This window comes from Methylotenera sp. 1P/1 (assembly GCF_000384355.1).
GTDB lineage: Bacteria > Pseudomonadota > Gammaproteobacteria > Burkholderiales > Methylophilaceae > Methylophilus.
Window position 1 is genome coordinate 1,381,843 of record NZ_ARWC01000001.1, and the last position, 17,363, is coordinate 1,399,205.

The following is a 17,363-nucleotide window of genomic DNA, read 5'->3' on the forward strand; positions in this document are numbered from 1 at the left end:
GTTCATTAGGCAAACAAACTCACTCCAAGAATGGCCGCAAGCACCACCAACAAAGTAAGCGCCAAGAATACAAAAAAGAACAATTTGGAAATTTTGGCAGCACCGGACTCTACTCCGCGAAACCCCAACACACCCGCGATAATAGATATCACCAAAAACAACAAAGCATAGTAAAGCATATCCTCACCCCTTAATTTGATAAGTTAATTGTTGTTAACAATCATGTAATCATCATATTCGCCAGATATCATTCTCTATATAGGTCAAACCCTCTACTTATCGTAAGAACCTACCTACGCCGGAAGTCACTTGCCTTTCAACACAAGTTAATTTGGCTTGGATTGGCTAAATAAGCATTGACCAGATTAGTAGATGAAATTGTTACGAAATGAAACTGAACAGAACTTTAATGCGTTTTATTGCATCAGAACTATGTATGCGCCAATAAGCACGTTGTTTATGCCGCTTTTAAAGTGGATATCAAGGTGTATTGGCCAAGCAATTTTTTGTATTAAAAAAATTAAACCATGCGTCAGTAAGGAGAAAAACGATTATGAATTGGGATCACATTGAAAATAACTGGGATGACTTTAAAGGAAAGATAAAGCAAAATTGGACAGAAATCAGTGATCAGCAGTTAGAAATGGTTGCCGGAAAACGTGACCGTTTCGCACGGGTAATTCAACGCACTTATCACATAGGTCCATCAGAAGCAGAGTTGCAGTTGTCCGATTGGCAAAATTCACAAATCAATATTGATGGTCACTTTTATGCTAAGCCACCCTTACTGCATAAGCATTTTTAAATCACACCATCTCAATTTTTCCGGCACCTAAAGTGCTAGATGACAACCCAGCGCAAATATATCAATACTGAGCATGCACTTAGTGGCGCTTGCTTCTAGCGCTCAGCCTTGTACTACAGATTATCGTATACAGATCATCAAATGACAAAGGGCTAGCCTAAGCTAACCCTTTGTTTTATTTGGCGCGCCCGAAGAGATTCGAACTCCTGACCCCTTGGTTCGTAGCCAAGTACTCTATCCAGCTGAGCTACGGGCGCGTAAGCGGTGCATTATACGCGAAACTCACTGATTTTCCCAGTAGAAAAACACTGTTAAGTGAGTGAAATCCATGCATTCCGTATGAAACGGTGGTACATGAATTAATGCGTTCTGCAACGAGCGGCGTATGTTACGCGATTATTATTCGTTAGTCACGTTTTTTTCACCGATACTGCCGAATAGATGCAACTTACACACAAGACCTGCAAAACAACTTAATGCTACTCAAACTGCCCCATCAACTTGGTATCCTGATTAGTCACTTTGATTACCGAATGTGACTTCATGACAGAGTGCGGTTTATCATCCATGACATCTTTGTATAGTTGCGCAGTATTTTCAGCAATTCTTTGCCAGTTATAGCGCCCAACCACCCATTGACGAACAAACTCGCGTTCACCTGGGCCGATTGGATTGAGCACACGCTCTTTCAATTTGGTCGCCAATGTATCAATGTCTCCAAGTGGGAAATAATGCTCTTGTGACAGCCCTACTTCTAAATTTGCAGGGATACCGCTCGCGATGGTGGGCAAACCAAAACTAAGCGCTTCCAGCATGACAATGGGCAACCCTTCGTGCGAAGATGGCAGCACAAACAAACCTGCATGCGCGTACAGCTCCCTAAGTGCCAAGCCTTTTTGAAAACCAGTCATCACTACATTTGGCGTCATCACAGCGCGATTCACCAAAGAGGTTTGATAACTATCAGGGTGATCTGACCCACCCACGATGACTAATTTCCAGCCGGGAATTGCAGCTTTAACAAACGCATCGATTAAATCCAAATGGCGTTTTTCTGGCACTAATCGGCCAACCAACAATACATAACGTTCTGGGATAAGTCCAAATTGGTTAAGTGCAACAGTAGATAGTGGTAATTGCGGCAATACCACGCCATTCGGGATAAGTGCTGATTCAACACCATGCTTATCACGTACCAGATCAGTAATGACTTTTGAGATAGCAACCCGTCCATTGGACCAGCGCATGCCAAACCGCTCGCCTAAGCGCAATACTAGGCGCGCGAAGCGTCCCCATTTTTGACGTTCATAGTCAGGGCCATGATGCGTCACGACTACGCGTAGACCAAGTAAGCGAGCTAATAGCGTCATCAGCCCAGGGCCTATTGCCTGAATATGCAGAATATCCGGGCGCTTGATGGCAGCATATAGCACGCCGATAAAGCTATGCAATATGGCCTCTAATCCTTTAGTTTTGGGTGCCCATAGAGGCTTAAACTTAACCCCCTGCCACTCTGCTCCAATCTGCTCCGATTGATAGGCTGAACGGGTGATTACCGTTACATCATATCCAAGCTTCACCAACAGAGGGCACAGATGCTCAGCATGTGTCTCTACACCACCCTGCACTTCAGGAAACGCGCGTAAACCCAACATCATAATCTTCATTGCTTTTACTACCTCCACACACTCGCTTATGCAAAATACTTAACAAACTTTTACTACAGCAACGTCTCCGAACATCGCACCACCTAATGCACTCAGCGCTGGGCATACGACTCACCTCGCTTGCCCAGCCACCAATCGGTTGCATACAACCAATCAATGGGTTTTATTCAACCAAGCCGCAGTGCGTCTAAGTATTCCGAGGGGAGCCAAAACGAATAAAAACAAATCAATTCATTCATCAAAACCCTTGCGGAATCTAGCTTGCAGCGTGATTGAAATTAATTTTCACAACACATCATTGATATCGCCTACAGATATATAGTGGCAAATACTATGCCCGCCACCGATGTCTCACGCGGTAGCACAGCATCATTCAGTCTCTTGGAATTAAGGTATTAAAATTACCTTGTTGAAAGCGCAACAGACAGTTGCGCAGAGGTTAAAGCTATGGCTCTTTCTAATCAGGCGTCTCAAACACGCGTAATACATCTTTTGCGAGCTTGGCCCAGTGATATTCAGCCTCCAGCAATGCACGTCCATGCTGGCCTAGCATTGACATCTGCTGCGGGTTAGCCAACAAAGCCAATGTTTTTTGCGTCATGGCGGCATAATCGTTAGGCGTAACCAATACCCCTGTATGACCTTCAACTACCAGCCCGCGATAAAACAAAAAATCCCACACCACGACAGGCAAGCCCATCGCCATCGCCTCCAAACAAGTGCCTGGTAGGCCTTCGTAGTAGGAGGTCGACACATAGACTTTGCTTCTGTTGTAATACGAAACCGTTTCTAAAAAGGACACTTTCCCAGTCAGCCATATATTGTTGGCATGTGGCAAAAGCTTGTCTTTCACCCAAGCGTAATCATCGCCATAGCCAACTATCGCAATGCGAATATCCGGTTTATTTGTAATCAGTTGTAGGCACAGCTCCACCATGGAACGGCTGCCTTTTCTCAACTCAATCCTGCCGCAAAACAGTACGTCAATATCTTTATCTACTGAAGTATCTGGCGTAAACAAAGCGGTATCAGCCCCGTTTGGAATCACCGTGATAGCGTTTTTAAATTCATAGGCAAGCACCTCTTGCCGCCCTTGTTCAGTTAAGGTAATGACTTTTTGCGTACGGCTAAAGATTCGATATTCCATCCATGCCTTGATCGCCAGAGAGTATTTCCCCCATTGGCTATCAAAATGCTTGGTCGTATAAAACTTGCCAGACATGCCTAGATAAGTGGTGTGCGCCGTTAATACCACAGGGATATCTTTTGGGAGAAACAGGCCGGGAATCAGCGGCGGAAAGTGCAAGTTAATCCACTTAATTTTACCGGCTTGGTATAAGTGTATGAGCTGCTTACGTGCCTGCCAAGACCAAACTACTAGACTGAGCCGATGCGCAGCCAGCGGAAGATGAATGATCTCTACGCCCGCATAGTGACGCGCTGTTTGATGCTCATCGCCCGTAATCAAATAAATCGGCGGGTGATCTGCTGGCAAATTAGTTAAAAAAGAATCTAAGTAACGCGCAATACCGCCAACGCCATAGAACTGTGGATAAACAATTGCAATCATGACAGTAGCCCTAACTTATTTCTCAGTTCGCCAACCAATCGATCCCATGTGTAACCGGCAACGATTTTATTCCGCGCATTGGTTGCTAACCGCCCGATGTCATCCGATGCCATTAGATCGCATACAGCTTGTGCAAGCAGCGCTGGGTTATTAGCTTCGACCAATACACCGTTCTTACCATGCTCGACTACTTCGGGAATGCCCCCTACCGCAGAGCTCACCAAACAAGTGCCTGATGCCATCGTCTCAAACACTACCAGCGGGCATGGGTCCTGCCATACGGAGGGCAGGACCACCACATCTACTGCGGAATACAGGTATTTAAGCTTGTCATGCGGCAAGTAGCCGGTAAATAGAATGGCCTCGCTCACAGGGGCAGCAAGTGTGATCAGACTGTGTTCGTAGCTGGTTTTAGCAGCGCCACCAAAAAATGACGACCCTGTAATAATAAGTCGCGTATTGGGTAAACGCCGGTGGATTGCTTGAAATGCTTCTATCAGCACATGCACCCCTTTAATAGGCGTTAAGCGCCCAACATAGAGTAAATAATGCTTGTCTGGAGCAATGCTGACGATATCTTGTAATTGACGTATGGCCTCATCGCCATAGGGCTTAAATACGTCAGGATCCGTGGCATTCAACACCACGCTGAACTTATGCGTATATTCAGGAAAGTTTGCCAGTGCCTGGCGACGAATGTAATCACTCACGCAAATCACATGATCGACTTTGGCTAATGCGCGTCGATACAGCGGACGAAACAGGCGCATAGAAAGATGATCATTGTGCATATGCAGTACAATTTTTTGGCCAGCCCGTTTGTGCATAAACAACAGTAAATTGGGTTCATTATGCAAATACACCACGTCGAAGTTGGTAATAACGCGCGCAACACGACGCCCATAAGAAAATACGTTTTGTATTTTGGCCAGATAACGCAATGGGTTTTTCCAAGTGACGCGTTCCTTTAGGCGATGAAAAAATCGCTCTATTTTTGTCCAAGGGATGCCGATATATTCAATGCCAGATTGCCCAGCACTATGCGCAGGCCTTGAGACAATGGCCAGCCTGACATCTGCACCATTTAACCGTCGACTGGCTTCATCCACCCAATGCTCTACGGCGCCGCCCTGCACGGGGGGCACTGGCAACAACTCAGGCACAACAATCACCAGCGATTTCACTGATGTTCCTGAAAAAAAGTTAACATGACTCCGTGTCAAAATAATTAACGCAAGTATTCAATATGTTGAATAGCAATGCGGTCCCACTGATATTTTTGTTTATTTTCATTCAAGCTCATCATAAAGTTACTGTAAGAAGTGCGCATTCCCGTAATCGCTGCTGCAAGGTTCTCAGGCAGGGTATCCAGTTTGATGAGCAGTCCTGACCAATCATGTAAGGTTTCAGCAAAATCACCCACATCACTTGCAATAATGGGTCTATCAAAAGCCATAGCTAACTTTACAACACCACTGGTGGTGCCCTCTAGGTAAGGCAAAATAACCACATGTGCCAATGTAAAGTAATGTTGGACTTGCTCCATAGGAATACTCTGGTCGTGCATCACAACATTCTTTTTATTTCGATAACTATCTAGCGTCACCGCCGCACTGCCACTCAGGCTGTTGCCACCAGCAACAACAAACTTAATATTGTCTTCTTTAGCCAATAACTCACTTGCGGATAAATACTCTAATATTCCTTTTCTTGTCTCAATATGCCCGAAAAATAGCACCACGAAATCACGTGTATTCACTTGCGGGAAATTTGGCAAAATAGCTTCTCGCGTTAGCTTGTCCAAGTTGAATATTTCATAAAGTCCGTGCGGCACGATTAAGGGTTGGGTCTTTACACCCATTGCATTGAGTCCATCCTCGGTACGCTTGGAGTGCACAATTAACCTATCAAAGCAACGATAATAGTAGCTAAGCACCCACTTGCTCCAAGGTTTTGGATAATGCGGCAATAGGTCATGAATAGTCAGTGCCGTGCGGATGCCAGCCAATTTAAATATCCATACCAGCAGCCATTCAAACGCCGGATATTTTATCCATGACTCAAACAGCAACACATCGGGTTTATGCCGCAACACATACAAAACAAATCGGATGATATCGAACGGATAATGTCTGGTTCTGTTAAACAACTTAGCCGACGGCAAATTCACACGGTATTGCGTTTCATCATAGCTTTTGGCAGTTAATAACGTAACGTCAGCGTGTTTCACCAACTCTTTGCACAAAGATACCGAGTAATCGGTAAGACCGGAATTACCGGTAAAACAAACCACTGCTATTTTCAATTGTTCACTCATGTTTATATATCTGTAAAAGGCATTCACTACTCTAAATTGAGACGTATCCCAACCTTCATTTTATGGCTGCATTTCAGCGTCACCTTACCCATCATCTCACTTAAACAAGATAAGGCATTTAACTGAGTTTTATTAAAGTAAGCATCCACAAACGTTGCACTCAATATCTTTTTACCCTTTAAATCAAGCTGCCCGGCAGTGGTCATAAACACCACATACATTTCATTATTCAGCGGGTTCACCCCATAAATCAGGTCATTAGAAAACCCACTGTTAGGGCTGTAATACGTATTTTTTGCCTTGGAATAAACTCTTGATTGCGTAGATACTTTGGCAAGATTCTCCCAGTTTGGGATAACCCGTAATAGTTGCATGGCGTTTGAGTGTATGAGTGTTCCCCGAGAATCCAACTTATCTACGGAAGTTTCGCCATACCAGCCAAACCATGAGCCTTGAGTAGCCGCAATACCCGCCGCCATATAGTGCTGACGCAAATAATCTGCCGCGACTTCTTGTTGATAATTTGCGGCCAAGCTATTCATGGTTTCAATATGCGTGCCCAAAGAAACCAAATGAGCTGGTATATATCCGCCCATTAGCGGCATAAAGGCTGGTAAGGCAGTTTCAGTATCCTGACCATTACTTGCCTGACCATTAAAGATATCCTCTCGCGCATAGCCGCCGGACTCAAAGTAATAATGGTCTAGGCGCAGCTTTTTATCCGCATACCATTGCGCAGATTTAACGTCCGCATAAGGGCTCCATAGATTGCCGAGAACTTTAATTTTCTCTGCTTGACGACCTTTCATGGCGTGTGCAGCATCTGTCACCATTTGTAAAAATGCTAACTGCCCCTCTTTCCATGATGCATAAGCGCCTTTACCGCCAAACGTACTATTCACACAGTTGCCTGGGTTGCGTGGCAAGTCATCTAAAAACAAATAATCGTATTTCCCCAGTTGTAACGTCTGTATGGTTTTTTTAGCCAAATCCTCAACAACAAATCGGCTCTGCCAGTTTGCAATTACCTTTCCGTAATCCTTATCAATACGAAACCACGATTTAGCATCTTTTAGTGACACCTGTTTAGTAGCACGCACATACTCTTTTGATTGCGCGCAACCGTAGCCTTTTAAAATCTCAATATCTGCGTTATTTAGTGGATAAGCGTTCCAGACCACTCTATCCGGATTCACCAAACTTCTGTTATTCGCACCAAGATAAGAAACTGTATATTTAGCCTGATGCTTATCAAAATCGATACTCAAGGGAATATAGTAAGCATTGTGTAAAAGAATGCGCTTTAAGCTATCCAAGTTGCCTGGCAGCGTGTTTGCAAGGTAGTGCGTAGTTGCATCATAAGACATTGCCAACGCATGCGCCTGCATTGCAAGATAGTTAGGTTTTGATTTATCTGAATCGTTAAAGTAAAAATTATGAATATGGTGGTGATACACGTTAGCAGAATCCACAAGCGCACTGCTCAGCAATTTATCTTGTACCCCTACCCCTGTACTTTCTGCCTCATCAGCCAACGCCAGAGGTGCAGAAATCAGCACTGTTAGCACCATAAAGCAAATGCGTACCAAGTATGAAACATCACTAAAATGCATCATAAACCCTTCGGTCCGCCACGCATTAAAATGCCATCCGTTAATGCTTTGGTCGTGGCATTTAACAACTTAAAATCTCTATACACCGTATGCTTTATCACATCACGCATAACGCGGATGACCGCTACAGGTAAAAGCCACCGCTTGCGTAAAGCATAAAACCTAATTAGGTTACGATTAAGATAGTATTGAGAAAGCACCGAGCGCTTGCCACGGCTTGCTGTACCAATGGATGCGCCCTCTTTATGATAAACAATGCTATCTACCGCGGTTGCAATTTTCCATTTACCTGCAGCACGCACTGCCCAGTCCATTTCCTCAAAATATAGAAAATAACTCTCTTCCATCAAACCAATGTCTTGCAAAAAACCTACCGGCATAAATAGTGAAGCACCTGCCACATAAGTAGGCGCCTGCTGTACCAAGTTCCTTACCCGCGCATCATCAAGCAGCAAACCATGTCCTAACTGCTCGCCACGCGCTAGCCAATAATTAAACCTAACCCCACCCACCGCTTGCACCACAGCCCTATCGTTGTAGTAACACAATATTGACCCACACATGCCAATATCAGGATTCTTTGCCACATACTGCTCAAGCGCCACCAATGCCTGAGATGCAACAACAGTATCGTTATTTAACAGCCACACATACTGACACCCAGCTTGCATAGCAAGCCGAATGCCCAAATTATTACCCGCTGCAAAGCCACCGTTAACAGAAGATTGGACATACACCCACTCGGTATCTCGCAAAGGGACACACCAGTGATCAATATCAACCTCTTCTACTACTGCAGTAAACCTTAAGTGACTCTCCGCACCACTCGCCCAAGCCAATAACTTTTCGCGTGAGCCATCTGTAGAAGCATTATCAACCACCACAACGCTGTAGTTTTCACCTGCTAACTCACTTAAACTTTGCAGACACTCAATCGTATCTTTCCAGCCGTTCCAGTTAAGAACAACAATGCATACGCTTACGACCTTATCCGCTGATGAATACTCTGCTGATAAATGATTATTCATGGCTAGTGCTTGCTACTGAGGGGATGAGTTGTGAAACGACACTTAGCCGCCCTTCATCATTCAGGTGCCCACACGCACACCACCTGTCTGCAAAATGATTCGCCGGCACCGTATGGGACATATCAACCACAGTAAAATTTTTCATTAAGTTCACTATATTGTTTTTATACGCAGACAGCCCTTGAATACTGGCGCTACCGTGTAGTGCACTAATATCTTCGGAGTTAACAGGTGCAATCCAAAAAACAATCTTAATTCCTTTATTGACTAGAGTTTGGATTCTGTTCATTTCTTGAGCAGCACTTGTGTCCGCATTTTTTTCCAGAAAGTTACGCCAGTACATAAACGCAATAAAATCTTTATCGACGCCCATGGTTTCCGGACACGTTCTCTGCTGTTTCTCTATCACAAAATATTTTTTTGAAAACTCCCCATAGTCCCCATAGTAATGTCCATTAAACGCTACCCGCTTCATGCTGCCGATTTGAGAGCCTTCTGTTAAATTGAGCTTATGCTTTAACTCAGAAAAATTAGTAGTAAAGAACCCCTTCACCCCAGAAATCTCATTCAACTGTGCGATGACATCTCCATCAAGTGGAACTTGAATGTATACCGCCTTAGGCTTTAGCCCTAAAGCAACCAGAACCTCAACAATATCCAGCATGCGCCCAGTACGCATACCACCGCGTGACATATCCACCACAGGCTGGTGAATAGCAGCAGCAAACAGATCAGAGATGGACCGATGATCTGTGTCACATTTTGAAGAGTGCCTAATGACTGAGTTGCCAAAAAACCAAATTTTCCCATGGCCATTTAGCCCTTTCACCAACCCCTCAAAATCCAGATACTGGAATGAATAGGTAGGCACGACTATCAGAAATAAGATAGAAGCTAGAAGTGAAACGGCTACTAAATAAGTGCGCATTAAAAGTTAAAGTATAAAAAAGTACTATCACTGCCAAGCCTGTTTAAGCTTAGCGCCAGTAAAACCGAAATTGTTAAAATCCATAAGATATTGGGAGACCATGCAAACGAAACCGAAGCCTTACCCTCTTGCACTTTATCAAGCGAAGGGTTAAATGATTGAAAGATCTGTTGAGTGTTAGGCATTGCAAGTACGCCTGCTAGCACAACCAAAATAAATAATATCGCCCTGATACCGCCAAGCTCACCAGACCAAACCTCACTACCAATCAATGGCCATCTTGGGCCTAAAAAGTCAATCATGGCATGTGGCACTGCAACACCTGCAAATCCCAACATGGACTGCAACATCAGTAAAGCCGATGTGAAATTGACTGCCCTAAAAAAGACCCAACCAATCAATACGGCAATGAATGTAATTAGCCATCCCAAAAGAGGATGAACTGCAATATTATGTCGCTCATAAAAATAGCTACGCCATAGGTGGTTTATCGTCAGGTAAACACCGTGCAGCACACCCCAAATGAGAAATGTCCATGAAGCGCCATGCCATAAACCACCCAAAGCCATGGTCACCATCAAATTCAAATAGCGGCGCAAATGCCCGGATCTATTGCCGCCGAGTGGTATATATAAATACTCTCTTAAGAATCGAGACAGTGTGATATGCCACCTCCGCCAAAAATCAATAATACTGGTAGCTTTGTATGGTGAATTAAAATTGATTGGAAGCCTGATTCCGAACATGAAGGAAATACCTATTGCCATATCGCAATAGGCTGAAAAATCAATATAGAGTTGCAGAGCGTAAGCTAAGGTCGCGCCCCATGCCTCAATAAAGGTGGGCGTCACTCCCATTCCAGCATTAGAAAAAACTGGGTCAGCGAAAGTTGCTATGGGATCCGCCAGTAAAACTTTTTTTGCCAGCCCAACAACAAGTATAGAAGCACCAACTGCAAAGTTTTGAACATCAAACTTTGTGATCAATTGTTTCGTAAACTGACCCATCATCTCCTTGTGGTGAAGAATCGGGCCAGCAATTTGATGTGGGAAATAAGAGACAAAAAGTGCATAGTCCCAAAACTTATACTCGCTCACTTTCTTTTGATATGCATCCACAAGAAACGCAATCTGCGTAAAGGTAAAGAATGAAATGCCTATGGGAAGAATAATGTTGGAGACACCTGCATTCAATCCTGTCCAGCTTTCAAAACTGGCAACAATCATATTGGTGTACTTAAAATAAAATAGTAAAGCTAAATTAAATGTCAGCCCAATGATTAAGTTACTTTTGGCCTCAGGTAGTTGGCTTGAATTTATTAGTTTAGATATTCTCACCCCTGCAACATAGTTCACAATGATGGAGCCCAGCAACAATGGAACAAATTGCCAATCCCAGTACGCATAAAATAGTAATGACAATAGCGCCAATAAAACCCTAGCGGTGGCTCCATTCTTACGGCCGACACAGAAATACACCAATAGGCTGATTGGCAAAAATATAAACAAAAAAACTGTAGAGTTAAATAGCATATTCGGTTAGCAAGGTGGCAATTTATTTTTCAATGACATTGCTTTTTTATTGATCGGTATTTTTGGGATTATTTGAAATAGACCGTAACACCATCCCTGCCAATAAGAACGAAAACAATAAGTTATAGGGCATCCATAACACCGTGCGCGTGATAGTTGTTACTACTAGTGCAGCTGCTACGGCAGCATAAAAATTTGCAGATGTCTGCTCCCCAGTCATTAGCTTATTAAAAATCACCCATACCGGATAAAGTAAGCAAGCCAAAAACAAGAAGAGTGCAGGCACACCACTTTCAATGGCTATAGCCAGCAAATAATTATCAAGCGTGCCTATGCCTGAACCAGTTCTAATGCCGGCAATAGCGCCAGAAGAACCAGGTCCCTTACCTAACAGCGGGTTGCTAAGTATGCTGGGTATGCCAAGCTCAAGCATATATATCCGCCCAACCGTGCTTGCTGCTTCGTTAGTAGTTCTACCTTTAACAAGCACGCTAGCCGCTGGAATAGCCACCGCAATTACGGCAGATAGCGTGAAGAAAAAAGCTATTTTACGGAACGTCTGCTGACGTTTTTTAAGGGCTACTTTTGGTGCAATGATGCGCAATAAGATAACAATTAAGCCACCAAGTGTTGTGGTAATGAGTGCACTACGTGAACCTGAAAGCAATGCAGCACCAATGGCAGCAACAATAGTAATGCCGCCCAGCACTCTAAACTCATCTTCCTTTTTTGACCAAAGCATGGCAGCAAGCCCAAAGCATAGCGTCATGGCAGAAAACTCAGCCAGCAATAGCGGGTGTTCAAAAGTACCTTGTGCTCTAAAAAAGCCTTCTCGTAACCTAGATAGCGCAAGTGCGGCTTTAAACTCCGTAAACTCTTTATTACTGGGTGCCAACTGTATCAGTATATTTTTTTCAAACAGCCACTCTACTGCAGCATAACCAGCAATCAGTACCGCCAGCACCATCAATATTTTCATCAACCATTGATGGTATTTGGCCTCACCAAACAGCAGTGCGCCCACAAAAAACATACTGTAGTAGTACAGTATTTCCCAAAAAACGATGATTAGGGACGCAAATGTATGCTCTGAAGTGAAGCATGAGGCAATACGTAAAGTGGCATAGCTCAATACTAAAAAACTGCCAACACGGAAATATCCGCCGGTGAATAACGCTTTTACAAAATATTTACGAGAGAGTAGAAAATATAGTGTAGCGCCCAAGGTAAGCCCAGCAACCACCCTACGCGCATCTAAGGCAGGTAACCCAGAAAACTTAATGAGTAAATAGGTAGGCCACAGTGCCATGGTAGACAACAATACCGCGAGCCAAATGTTGAGGGTTTTTTCGCTTAAGCGTTTATCATTCGCCGACATCAGTGCGGTGAGAATCACAATCACCAATATACCAATAGGCAGCAGCCTAGCTATTAACCATGGCGCTAAGGCAGTCATTGCACCTGCAATAAATAGCAAAAACACAACAAACATAACCACCGCAGCTTTAACGATGATGTTTAGCCAGTTCAGATGACGGAGATTGTTGAGGTTCATCGCTAAACCGCCCTCATACATGTAACAAGGTAGTTTTCGTATGTTTGCAAACGCGCATGCGCAATCTGATTTCCAAACTCAATCTCTTTTTTAAGCGCTGCGCGCTGGTTAAAGCCATCGATAATTTTTGAAAACGCAGTTTGTGTATCCGTCACTTTTCCATCGGCTACCCACGCGTAATTTAATGAGGAGAACAAGCCATTAAACTTTCTACTATAGGCCAGTGGCACCACCGCAACGCCTGATGAAAAAGCAGCAATGCAGGCATGCATACGCGCGCCAGTGACAAAGTCCATGCCAGAAATAAATGACTTTGCCTCGCTTGGGCTATTAAAACTGGGGGCTGCTTTGACTGTAGGAAACACTAACGCCAACTGAGCAATTGCCTTACGGTCATCCTCAACCGGCAAATCATCAGGAATCACATGCGGAATTAGCCACACTTGGTTGTTAGGGTCAATTGTCCAGTATTGAATGAGATCTTGTATCAGTGCTTGATAATTCAGCGTTAAGCCAAACTGATTATTTTCTGTGTAGCCGCCGGAATACAATAGACCAGACACATTAAGGCCAATGTGTACTTTGCTTGACTCACCATGCTTACTTTGCGTAAAGGGCAACCTAAACGCCACATCCACCACTTCATCTGCATTATCTACAATACCGCAACGCAATAAATAGGCAGATGAAAGACCATCACGCGCAAACACGCGTTTACAACGCTTCATCACAAAGGTTGCAATCCATCTTGTAAACCAATAATCAAAAGGCCCGATGGTTTGCGGGCTGAGTATCAGCGGCTTGCCTTTAAACAGCACCGCCAGTTTACTCACAATCAGAAATAGATAGCGCTTGATGCCATAAATATCTGCAAAGCTATCACCTTCACCAATATCTAGCACAAAATCACAGGCCTCTAGGTCTTTAAGAAACGCAGATTGGCCTTTGATCATTTGCTTAATGGATATTCTGCTACCAATGATGATGGGCACATCTTTTGGCAAGTAGTTTTTGCCACCAGCAGTGCCAAAAATAATATAACGCACCTCTACATTTGCCGTACGCGCAGCGGCTTGGCAAATAGCAATTTGAGATTCTGTTAATGCACCAACGCCTAAGTTATCAGAAGAAACGGAGTGCCACAGCAAACCAATTGTGATTTGTTTTTTTTGATGACTCATTGCACTTCACCTTTTACCCGTTTAAAAGTGCCCCAAGCATGCCTAAACCAGGTCACAGGATCAGTTGCAAGTGATGCAACGACTAAGCCCATATTTTTATATTGTATAAAATAGCGATGTGCAAGGCCGGCGGCCAGCACTCTGCCTAACACCACTTTTTTTCTGTTCACTTGATAAGGTTGCATCTTTGATATTTCACCCACATCTAAAGGGCTAACCTGAATGGATGCAGCGTGTATTGCCTCATTGATTAAATGTTCACCGGCTTCTGTTCTTGTCAGCAATAAACTTCTACCTTCGCGTTCAGCAAAATCTGGATAGCCGTCTTTGCCATACCAAGCATCTGCACAAACAATATCTGCAAACTCACCCGTGCCATCTGCACACAATTTACAACGAAACTGAATTTGTTTCCCCAGTATATTGCCCCAAGAACTGTTGTAATCCATCTCAAACGATTGTCCATCCGCCTGCACTGCGCGCGCTTTTCCTGGCCAGCCATCGCCACGATATCTAAATGAGACCAATTGATTGATATCTGCTCCCATCTTTGCGATGACTTCTTTGGAGCCATGAATACTTGGCACACCTGCACACATAAACGAAATCATGTATTTAATCTGATGTTTATATTGCGGATTTTTTGCAATATATGCCTGCAGCCCGGCAACATCACAAGGCTTACCAATAAAAGCAAATGTTTGACCAGACTGAAACAGCTCACGAATATTTTCCAGCGGTGATGAAGGTGCATATCTAGAGCCAGCTGCGTGCAACACATCTTCTCTAGTAAAACTTTTTTGTAAAACATTGACCAAAGGCGCTGTTTTACTGACCGCTGTTTGTGCAACAAAATCCACTTTACCTGATTCGAGCAAATACACAGCCAACGCTGATATCACACCACCCGATGAGCCAAGGTGCTGTATTTCTGCATCTTGTGCAAATCCTGTACGCACGTTAACTAGAGGCCCCCAAATTGGGTGTTTATTCTGCACTTGTGCGGCATGCTCCAAATGAATGCCCGGACACAAGTGTTTAATTGCAGCATCGGACTCTACTGAGATTGCATGTTGAATAACCGGCCTCAAAAAGCCAGAAGCATTGATCTTCATTTTAATTTGATTGGGTTCAGCTACAGACGCACATAAACCACAACCTGTGCAATATCCACTAGTTGTAATTTTTTCTAATAAGTTATTTGCAATCATAATAAAGGCGCTTACTTAATCTTTTAAATTGAAATAAGTCGCCGGCGAAAATAACAATTCAGGCGTTGAATCAATTATTTTCTTTAGCTCGACATCATCTTTAAGCCACCATTGAGTTTGGTCGATGGCTTCAATCAACTCAGCGTTAAATCTGTACTTAATGACCTTTGCTGGGTTACCAGCAACAACAGCGTAAGCTGGCACATTCTTAGTTACTACAGCGCCAGCAGCAACCACTGCACCACGCCCAATGTTAGTGACGCTTGGTGTAATGATTGCGTTATGTCCTAACCAAACATCATCCTCCACAACACACTTTGAACGCACGATTGTTTCCTCATGCACAAAGCCCAATGCAGGGTTATAGGCATAAGGATGTAAAGTCAAAAATGACAGGCCGTGATTACCATTAAAAATAACAGCCGTGTTCGCTATTGAACAATACCTTCCAATCTTTGTACCTTTTGCAATGCGATTTGAATCAAAACATCCATACGAGTACATGCCAACATCTATTTGAAATTTTTCGATGAAATATTGTCTTAAGGCTTTATTCTTAAACTCATCTTTCAATAATTTTTTTAATTGTAATTTTCTGAAAAAATTAAGCATTTTTAATAACCAAACAAATGAAAGTTACCGCCACCAATAAAGAAAGTGTAAATAAAACTTTATGATTTCTATACTTAATACCGTTCCTATTACCGTAAATTGAATAAACCAAAATTAGCGTTGCTATAGATGCAATTAAACTCACTAATATGCCTGCTAAATTAAACTGTTTGATTAGATAAGGTGCTGTAAGAATTAAAGCTCCCAATGCACAAACTTGAGCAAAAACTCTTACTTTTTGTAAGCCATATGCAGTAAGTAACACGCCTTGCGTGGCGGCAAAATATCGTAAAAAAATAAGTAATCCAATAAACTTCCAAAGCTCCGCCAGCGACTTGTAACTTTCACCATAAATTAAATCAGAAGCGTATTCTGCGAAGAATGTAAAAAACAACCATCCAAAAAAGCCAATAAATAACATAGAGTTACAAAGCTTTTCCTCCATGGCAACAGATCTTTGGCCATCACTCGAATGCGATGCAATTGTAGGCAAATACACATTAGAGAGCACAGGCGCAAACTGCATAGCGCCCTGCATCCATTTTGTAGCGGCCTGATACATACCTACACCAGCAAATCCCAAATAGTGATTCACAATAATAGTGTCCACTTGATAAAAAAAGTTTGTAAACCCTGCATCTGCAGCATAAGGAAAACCCGCCTTTAAAGTCTTAATCACCTCATTGCTGTTGATTGTAGTTTCGATGTTCCCAAGGTGTTTTTGATACGCATACCATGACATACACAAATAAATGCATCTAGAAACAACAAATGCAAAAGCTACCCAGTAAACATCTGGTTTAATCAACAGCATCGCTACAATTAAAGCAAAATGTATGATTGCCCCCAGCGTTGCCAGATTAGTTTCTAATTTAAACTGGCCTACCCCTCTAAAGCCTACGTTTAAAAACTCACTAAACGATGCTATTAATGATGAACATAACAGTGCTAAAAACACTATTTTAGTGGTGAAATCTTTCGGGAAAATGACTAAATAAATAGCGCAAATGGCAAGCAAAGCCAAACTTAATACCAACTTTGCAATGAGCACACGTCCCATAATTTTGTTGATTGCACTGGGGGTTGTGCCGATATCTCTTAGCAACTGCTGAGAAAACCCGTAATCTACTAGCAGTACAAAAATGGAGCCTAACGTAAACGCATAAATAACAACCCCAAAATCATGAGGCCCCAACACCCTTGCCATGATCACGAACACAGCGATGCCTGCTAGCAGCTTTGCTGCTGTGGTGATGCCCATATAGAGTGTGTTTTTAAGCAAGGGATTTAGCTTCTAAGATAATTAAGGTGCTAGCCTAAGCATTGAGTACATTTAACAATGCG

At 43.2% G+C, this 17,363-nt stretch carries 15 protein-coding genes and 1 tRNA gene; 1 reads left to right on the top strand and 15 read right to left on the bottom strand.

The genetic code is table 11. From position 1 onward, the window contains the following. Window positions 1-5 precede the first annotated feature (5 nt). Window positions 6-179 carry a DUF1328 domain-containing protein gene (locus A3Q3_RS14295; RefSeq protein WP_020182767.1) on the bottom strand — a complete coding sequence of 58 codons (174 nt, stop codon included), beginning with the start codon at window positions 177-179 and terminating at the stop codon, window positions 6-8. 311 nt (window positions 180-490) lie between these two features. Between A3Q3_RS14295 and A3Q3_RS13740 the strand changes: the two genes are divergently transcribed. Further along, window positions 491-805 carry a hypothetical protein gene (locus A3Q3_RS13740; protein WP_157355063.1) on the top strand — a complete coding sequence of 105 codons (315 nt, stop codon included), beginning with the start codon at window positions 491-493 and terminating at the stop codon, window positions 803-805. 180 nt (window positions 806-985) lie between these two features. Here A3Q3_RS13740 and A3Q3_RS0106495 read toward each other — a convergent pair. The 14 genes from A3Q3_RS0106495 to A3Q3_RS0106560 all read right to left on the bottom strand — a co-directional run bounded on the left by A3Q3_RS0106495 (window position 986) and on the right by A3Q3_RS0106560 (window position 17,301). Then, window positions 986-1,062, bottom strand: a tRNA-Arg gene (locus tag A3Q3_RS0106495). Window positions 1,063-1,284: 222 nt separating this feature from the next. Further along, window positions 1,285-2,472, bottom strand: a complete 1,188-nt coding sequence (locus A3Q3_RS0106500) for a glycosyltransferase family 4 protein (protein WP_198288910.1) — start codon at window positions 2,470-2,472, stop codon at window positions 1,285-1,287. 457 nt (window positions 2,473-2,929) lie between these two features. Further along, window positions 2,930-4,042 (bottom strand): glycosyltransferase family 4 protein, encoded by a 1,113-nt coding sequence (locus A3Q3_RS0106505; protein WP_020182770.1) that lies wholly within the window; start codon window positions 4,040-4,042, stop codon window positions 2,930-2,932. After that, window positions 4,039-5,226: a glycosyltransferase family 4 protein gene (locus A3Q3_RS0106510; RefSeq protein WP_020182771.1), complete on the bottom strand. Its 1,188-nt coding sequence runs from the start codon at window positions 5,224-5,226 to the stop codon at window positions 4,039-4,041. Before A3Q3_RS0106510 ends, A3Q3_RS0106505 begins: the two co-directional genes overlap by 4 nt. Window positions 5,227-5,270: 44 nt before the next feature. Further along, window positions 5,271-6,359, bottom strand: a complete 1,089-nt coding sequence (locus tag A3Q3_RS0106515) for a glycosyltransferase (RefSeq protein ID WP_020182772.1) — start codon at window positions 6,357-6,359, stop codon at window positions 5,271-5,273. Between the two features lie 26 nt (window positions 6,360-6,385). Continuing rightward, a complete protein-coding gene (locus A3Q3_RS0106520; protein WP_020182773.1) occupies window positions 6,386-7,975 on the bottom strand; it encodes a hypothetical protein in 1,590 nt (529 codons plus the stop codon). Next, complete coding sequence (locus tag A3Q3_RS0106525; RefSeq protein ID WP_020182774.1) at window positions 7,972-9,000, bottom strand: glycosyltransferase family 2 protein; 1,029 nt, start codon at window positions 8,998-9,000, stop codon at window positions 7,972-7,974. The genes A3Q3_RS0106520 and A3Q3_RS0106525 overlap by 4 nt, the downstream gene beginning before the upstream one ends. Further along, entirely contained in the window at window positions 8,993-9,871 is an 879-nt protein-coding gene (locus tag A3Q3_RS0106530) for a hypothetical protein (RefSeq protein WP_157355066.1), read from the bottom strand. Before A3Q3_RS0106530 ends, A3Q3_RS0106525 begins: the two co-directional genes overlap by 8 nt. A gap of 56 nt (window positions 9,872-9,927) precedes the next feature. Then, entirely contained in the window at window positions 9,928-11,460 is a 1,533-nt protein-coding gene (locus tag A3Q3_RS0106535; RefSeq protein WP_020182776.1) for an MBOAT family protein, read from the bottom strand. A 46-nt stretch (window positions 11,461-11,506) separates the two neighbouring features. Continuing rightward, window positions 11,507-13,015, bottom strand: coding sequence for an O-antigen ligase (locus tag A3Q3_RS0106540; protein WP_033424945.1), 1,509 nt, complete (start codon window positions 13,013-13,015; stop codon window positions 11,507-11,509). A 2-nt stretch (window positions 13,016-13,017) separates the two neighbouring features. Then, entirely contained in the window at window positions 13,018-14,196 is a 1,179-nt protein-coding gene (locus tag A3Q3_RS0106545) for a polysaccharide pyruvyl transferase family protein (RefSeq protein ID WP_020182778.1), read from the bottom strand. Then, on the bottom strand, window positions 14,193-15,311 hold the full coding sequence (locus tag A3Q3_RS0106550; RefSeq protein WP_157355069.1) for a Coenzyme F420 hydrogenase/dehydrogenase, beta subunit C-terminal domain: 1,119 nt from the start codon (window positions 15,309-15,311) through the stop codon (window positions 14,193-14,195). The genes A3Q3_RS0106545 and A3Q3_RS0106550 overlap by 4 nt, the downstream gene beginning before the upstream one ends. A 111-nt stretch (window positions 15,312-15,422) precedes the next feature. Next, window positions 15,423-16,019: a CatB-related O-acetyltransferase gene (locus A3Q3_RS14620; RefSeq protein ID WP_020182780.1), complete on the bottom strand. Its 597-nt coding sequence runs from the start codon at window positions 16,017-16,019 to the stop codon at window positions 15,423-15,425. Continuing rightward, the gene (locus tag A3Q3_RS0106560; RefSeq protein WP_157355072.1) at window positions 16,012-17,301 is read right to left on the bottom strand and encodes an oligosaccharide flippase family protein; all 1,290 of its coding nucleotides are present in this window, start codon (window positions 17,299-17,301) and stop codon (window positions 16,012-16,014) included. The genes A3Q3_RS14620 and A3Q3_RS0106560 overlap by 8 nt, the downstream gene beginning before the upstream one ends. Between the last annotated feature and the right edge of the window lie 62 nt (window positions 17,302-17,363).

Excerpts from the sequence above, each read along its gene's own strand:
- A3Q3_RS0106500 (WP_198288910.1), bottom strand. The coding sequence starts at position 2,472 with ATGAAGATTATGATGTTGGGTTTACGCGCGTTTCCTGAAGTGCAGGGT.
- A3Q3_RS0106545 (WP_020182778.1), bottom strand. The coding sequence starts at position 14,196 with ATGAGTCATCAAAAAAAACAAATCACAATTGGTTTGCTGTGGCACTCC.
- A3Q3_RS0106535 (WP_020182776.1), bottom strand. The coding sequence starts at position 11,460 with ATGCTATTTAACTCTACAGTTTTTTTGTTTATATTTTTGCCAATCAGC.
- A3Q3_RS0106520 (WP_020182773.1), bottom strand. The coding sequence starts at position 7,975 with ATGATGCATTTTAGTGATGTTTCATACTTGGTACGCATTTGCTTTATG.
- A3Q3_RS14620 (WP_020182780.1), bottom strand. The coding sequence starts at position 16,019 with ATGCTTAATTTTTTCAGAAAATTACAATTAAAAAAATTATTGAAAGAT.
- A3Q3_RS0106515 (WP_020182772.1), bottom strand. The coding sequence starts at position 6,359 with ATGAGTGAACAATTGAAAATAGCAGTGGTTTGTTTTACCGGTAATTCC.
- A3Q3_RS0106550 (WP_157355069.1), bottom strand. The coding sequence starts at position 15,311 with ATGAAGATCAATGCTTCTGGCTTTTTGAGGCCGGTTATTCAACATGCA.
- A3Q3_RS0106540 (WP_033424945.1), bottom strand. The coding sequence starts at position 13,015 with ATGAACCTCAACAATCTCCGTCATCTGAACTGGCTAAACATCATCGTT.
- A3Q3_RS0106505 (WP_020182770.1), bottom strand. The coding sequence starts at position 4,042 with ATGATTGCAATTGTTTATCCACAGTTCTATGGCGTTGGCGGTATTGCG.
- A3Q3_RS14295 (WP_020182767.1), bottom strand. The coding sequence starts at position 179 with ATGCTTTACTATGCTTTGTTGTTTTTGGTGATATCTATTATCGCGGGT.
- A3Q3_RS0106525 (WP_020182774.1), bottom strand. The coding sequence starts at position 9,000 with ATGAATAATCATTTATCAGCAGAGTATTCATCAGCGGATAAGGTCGTA.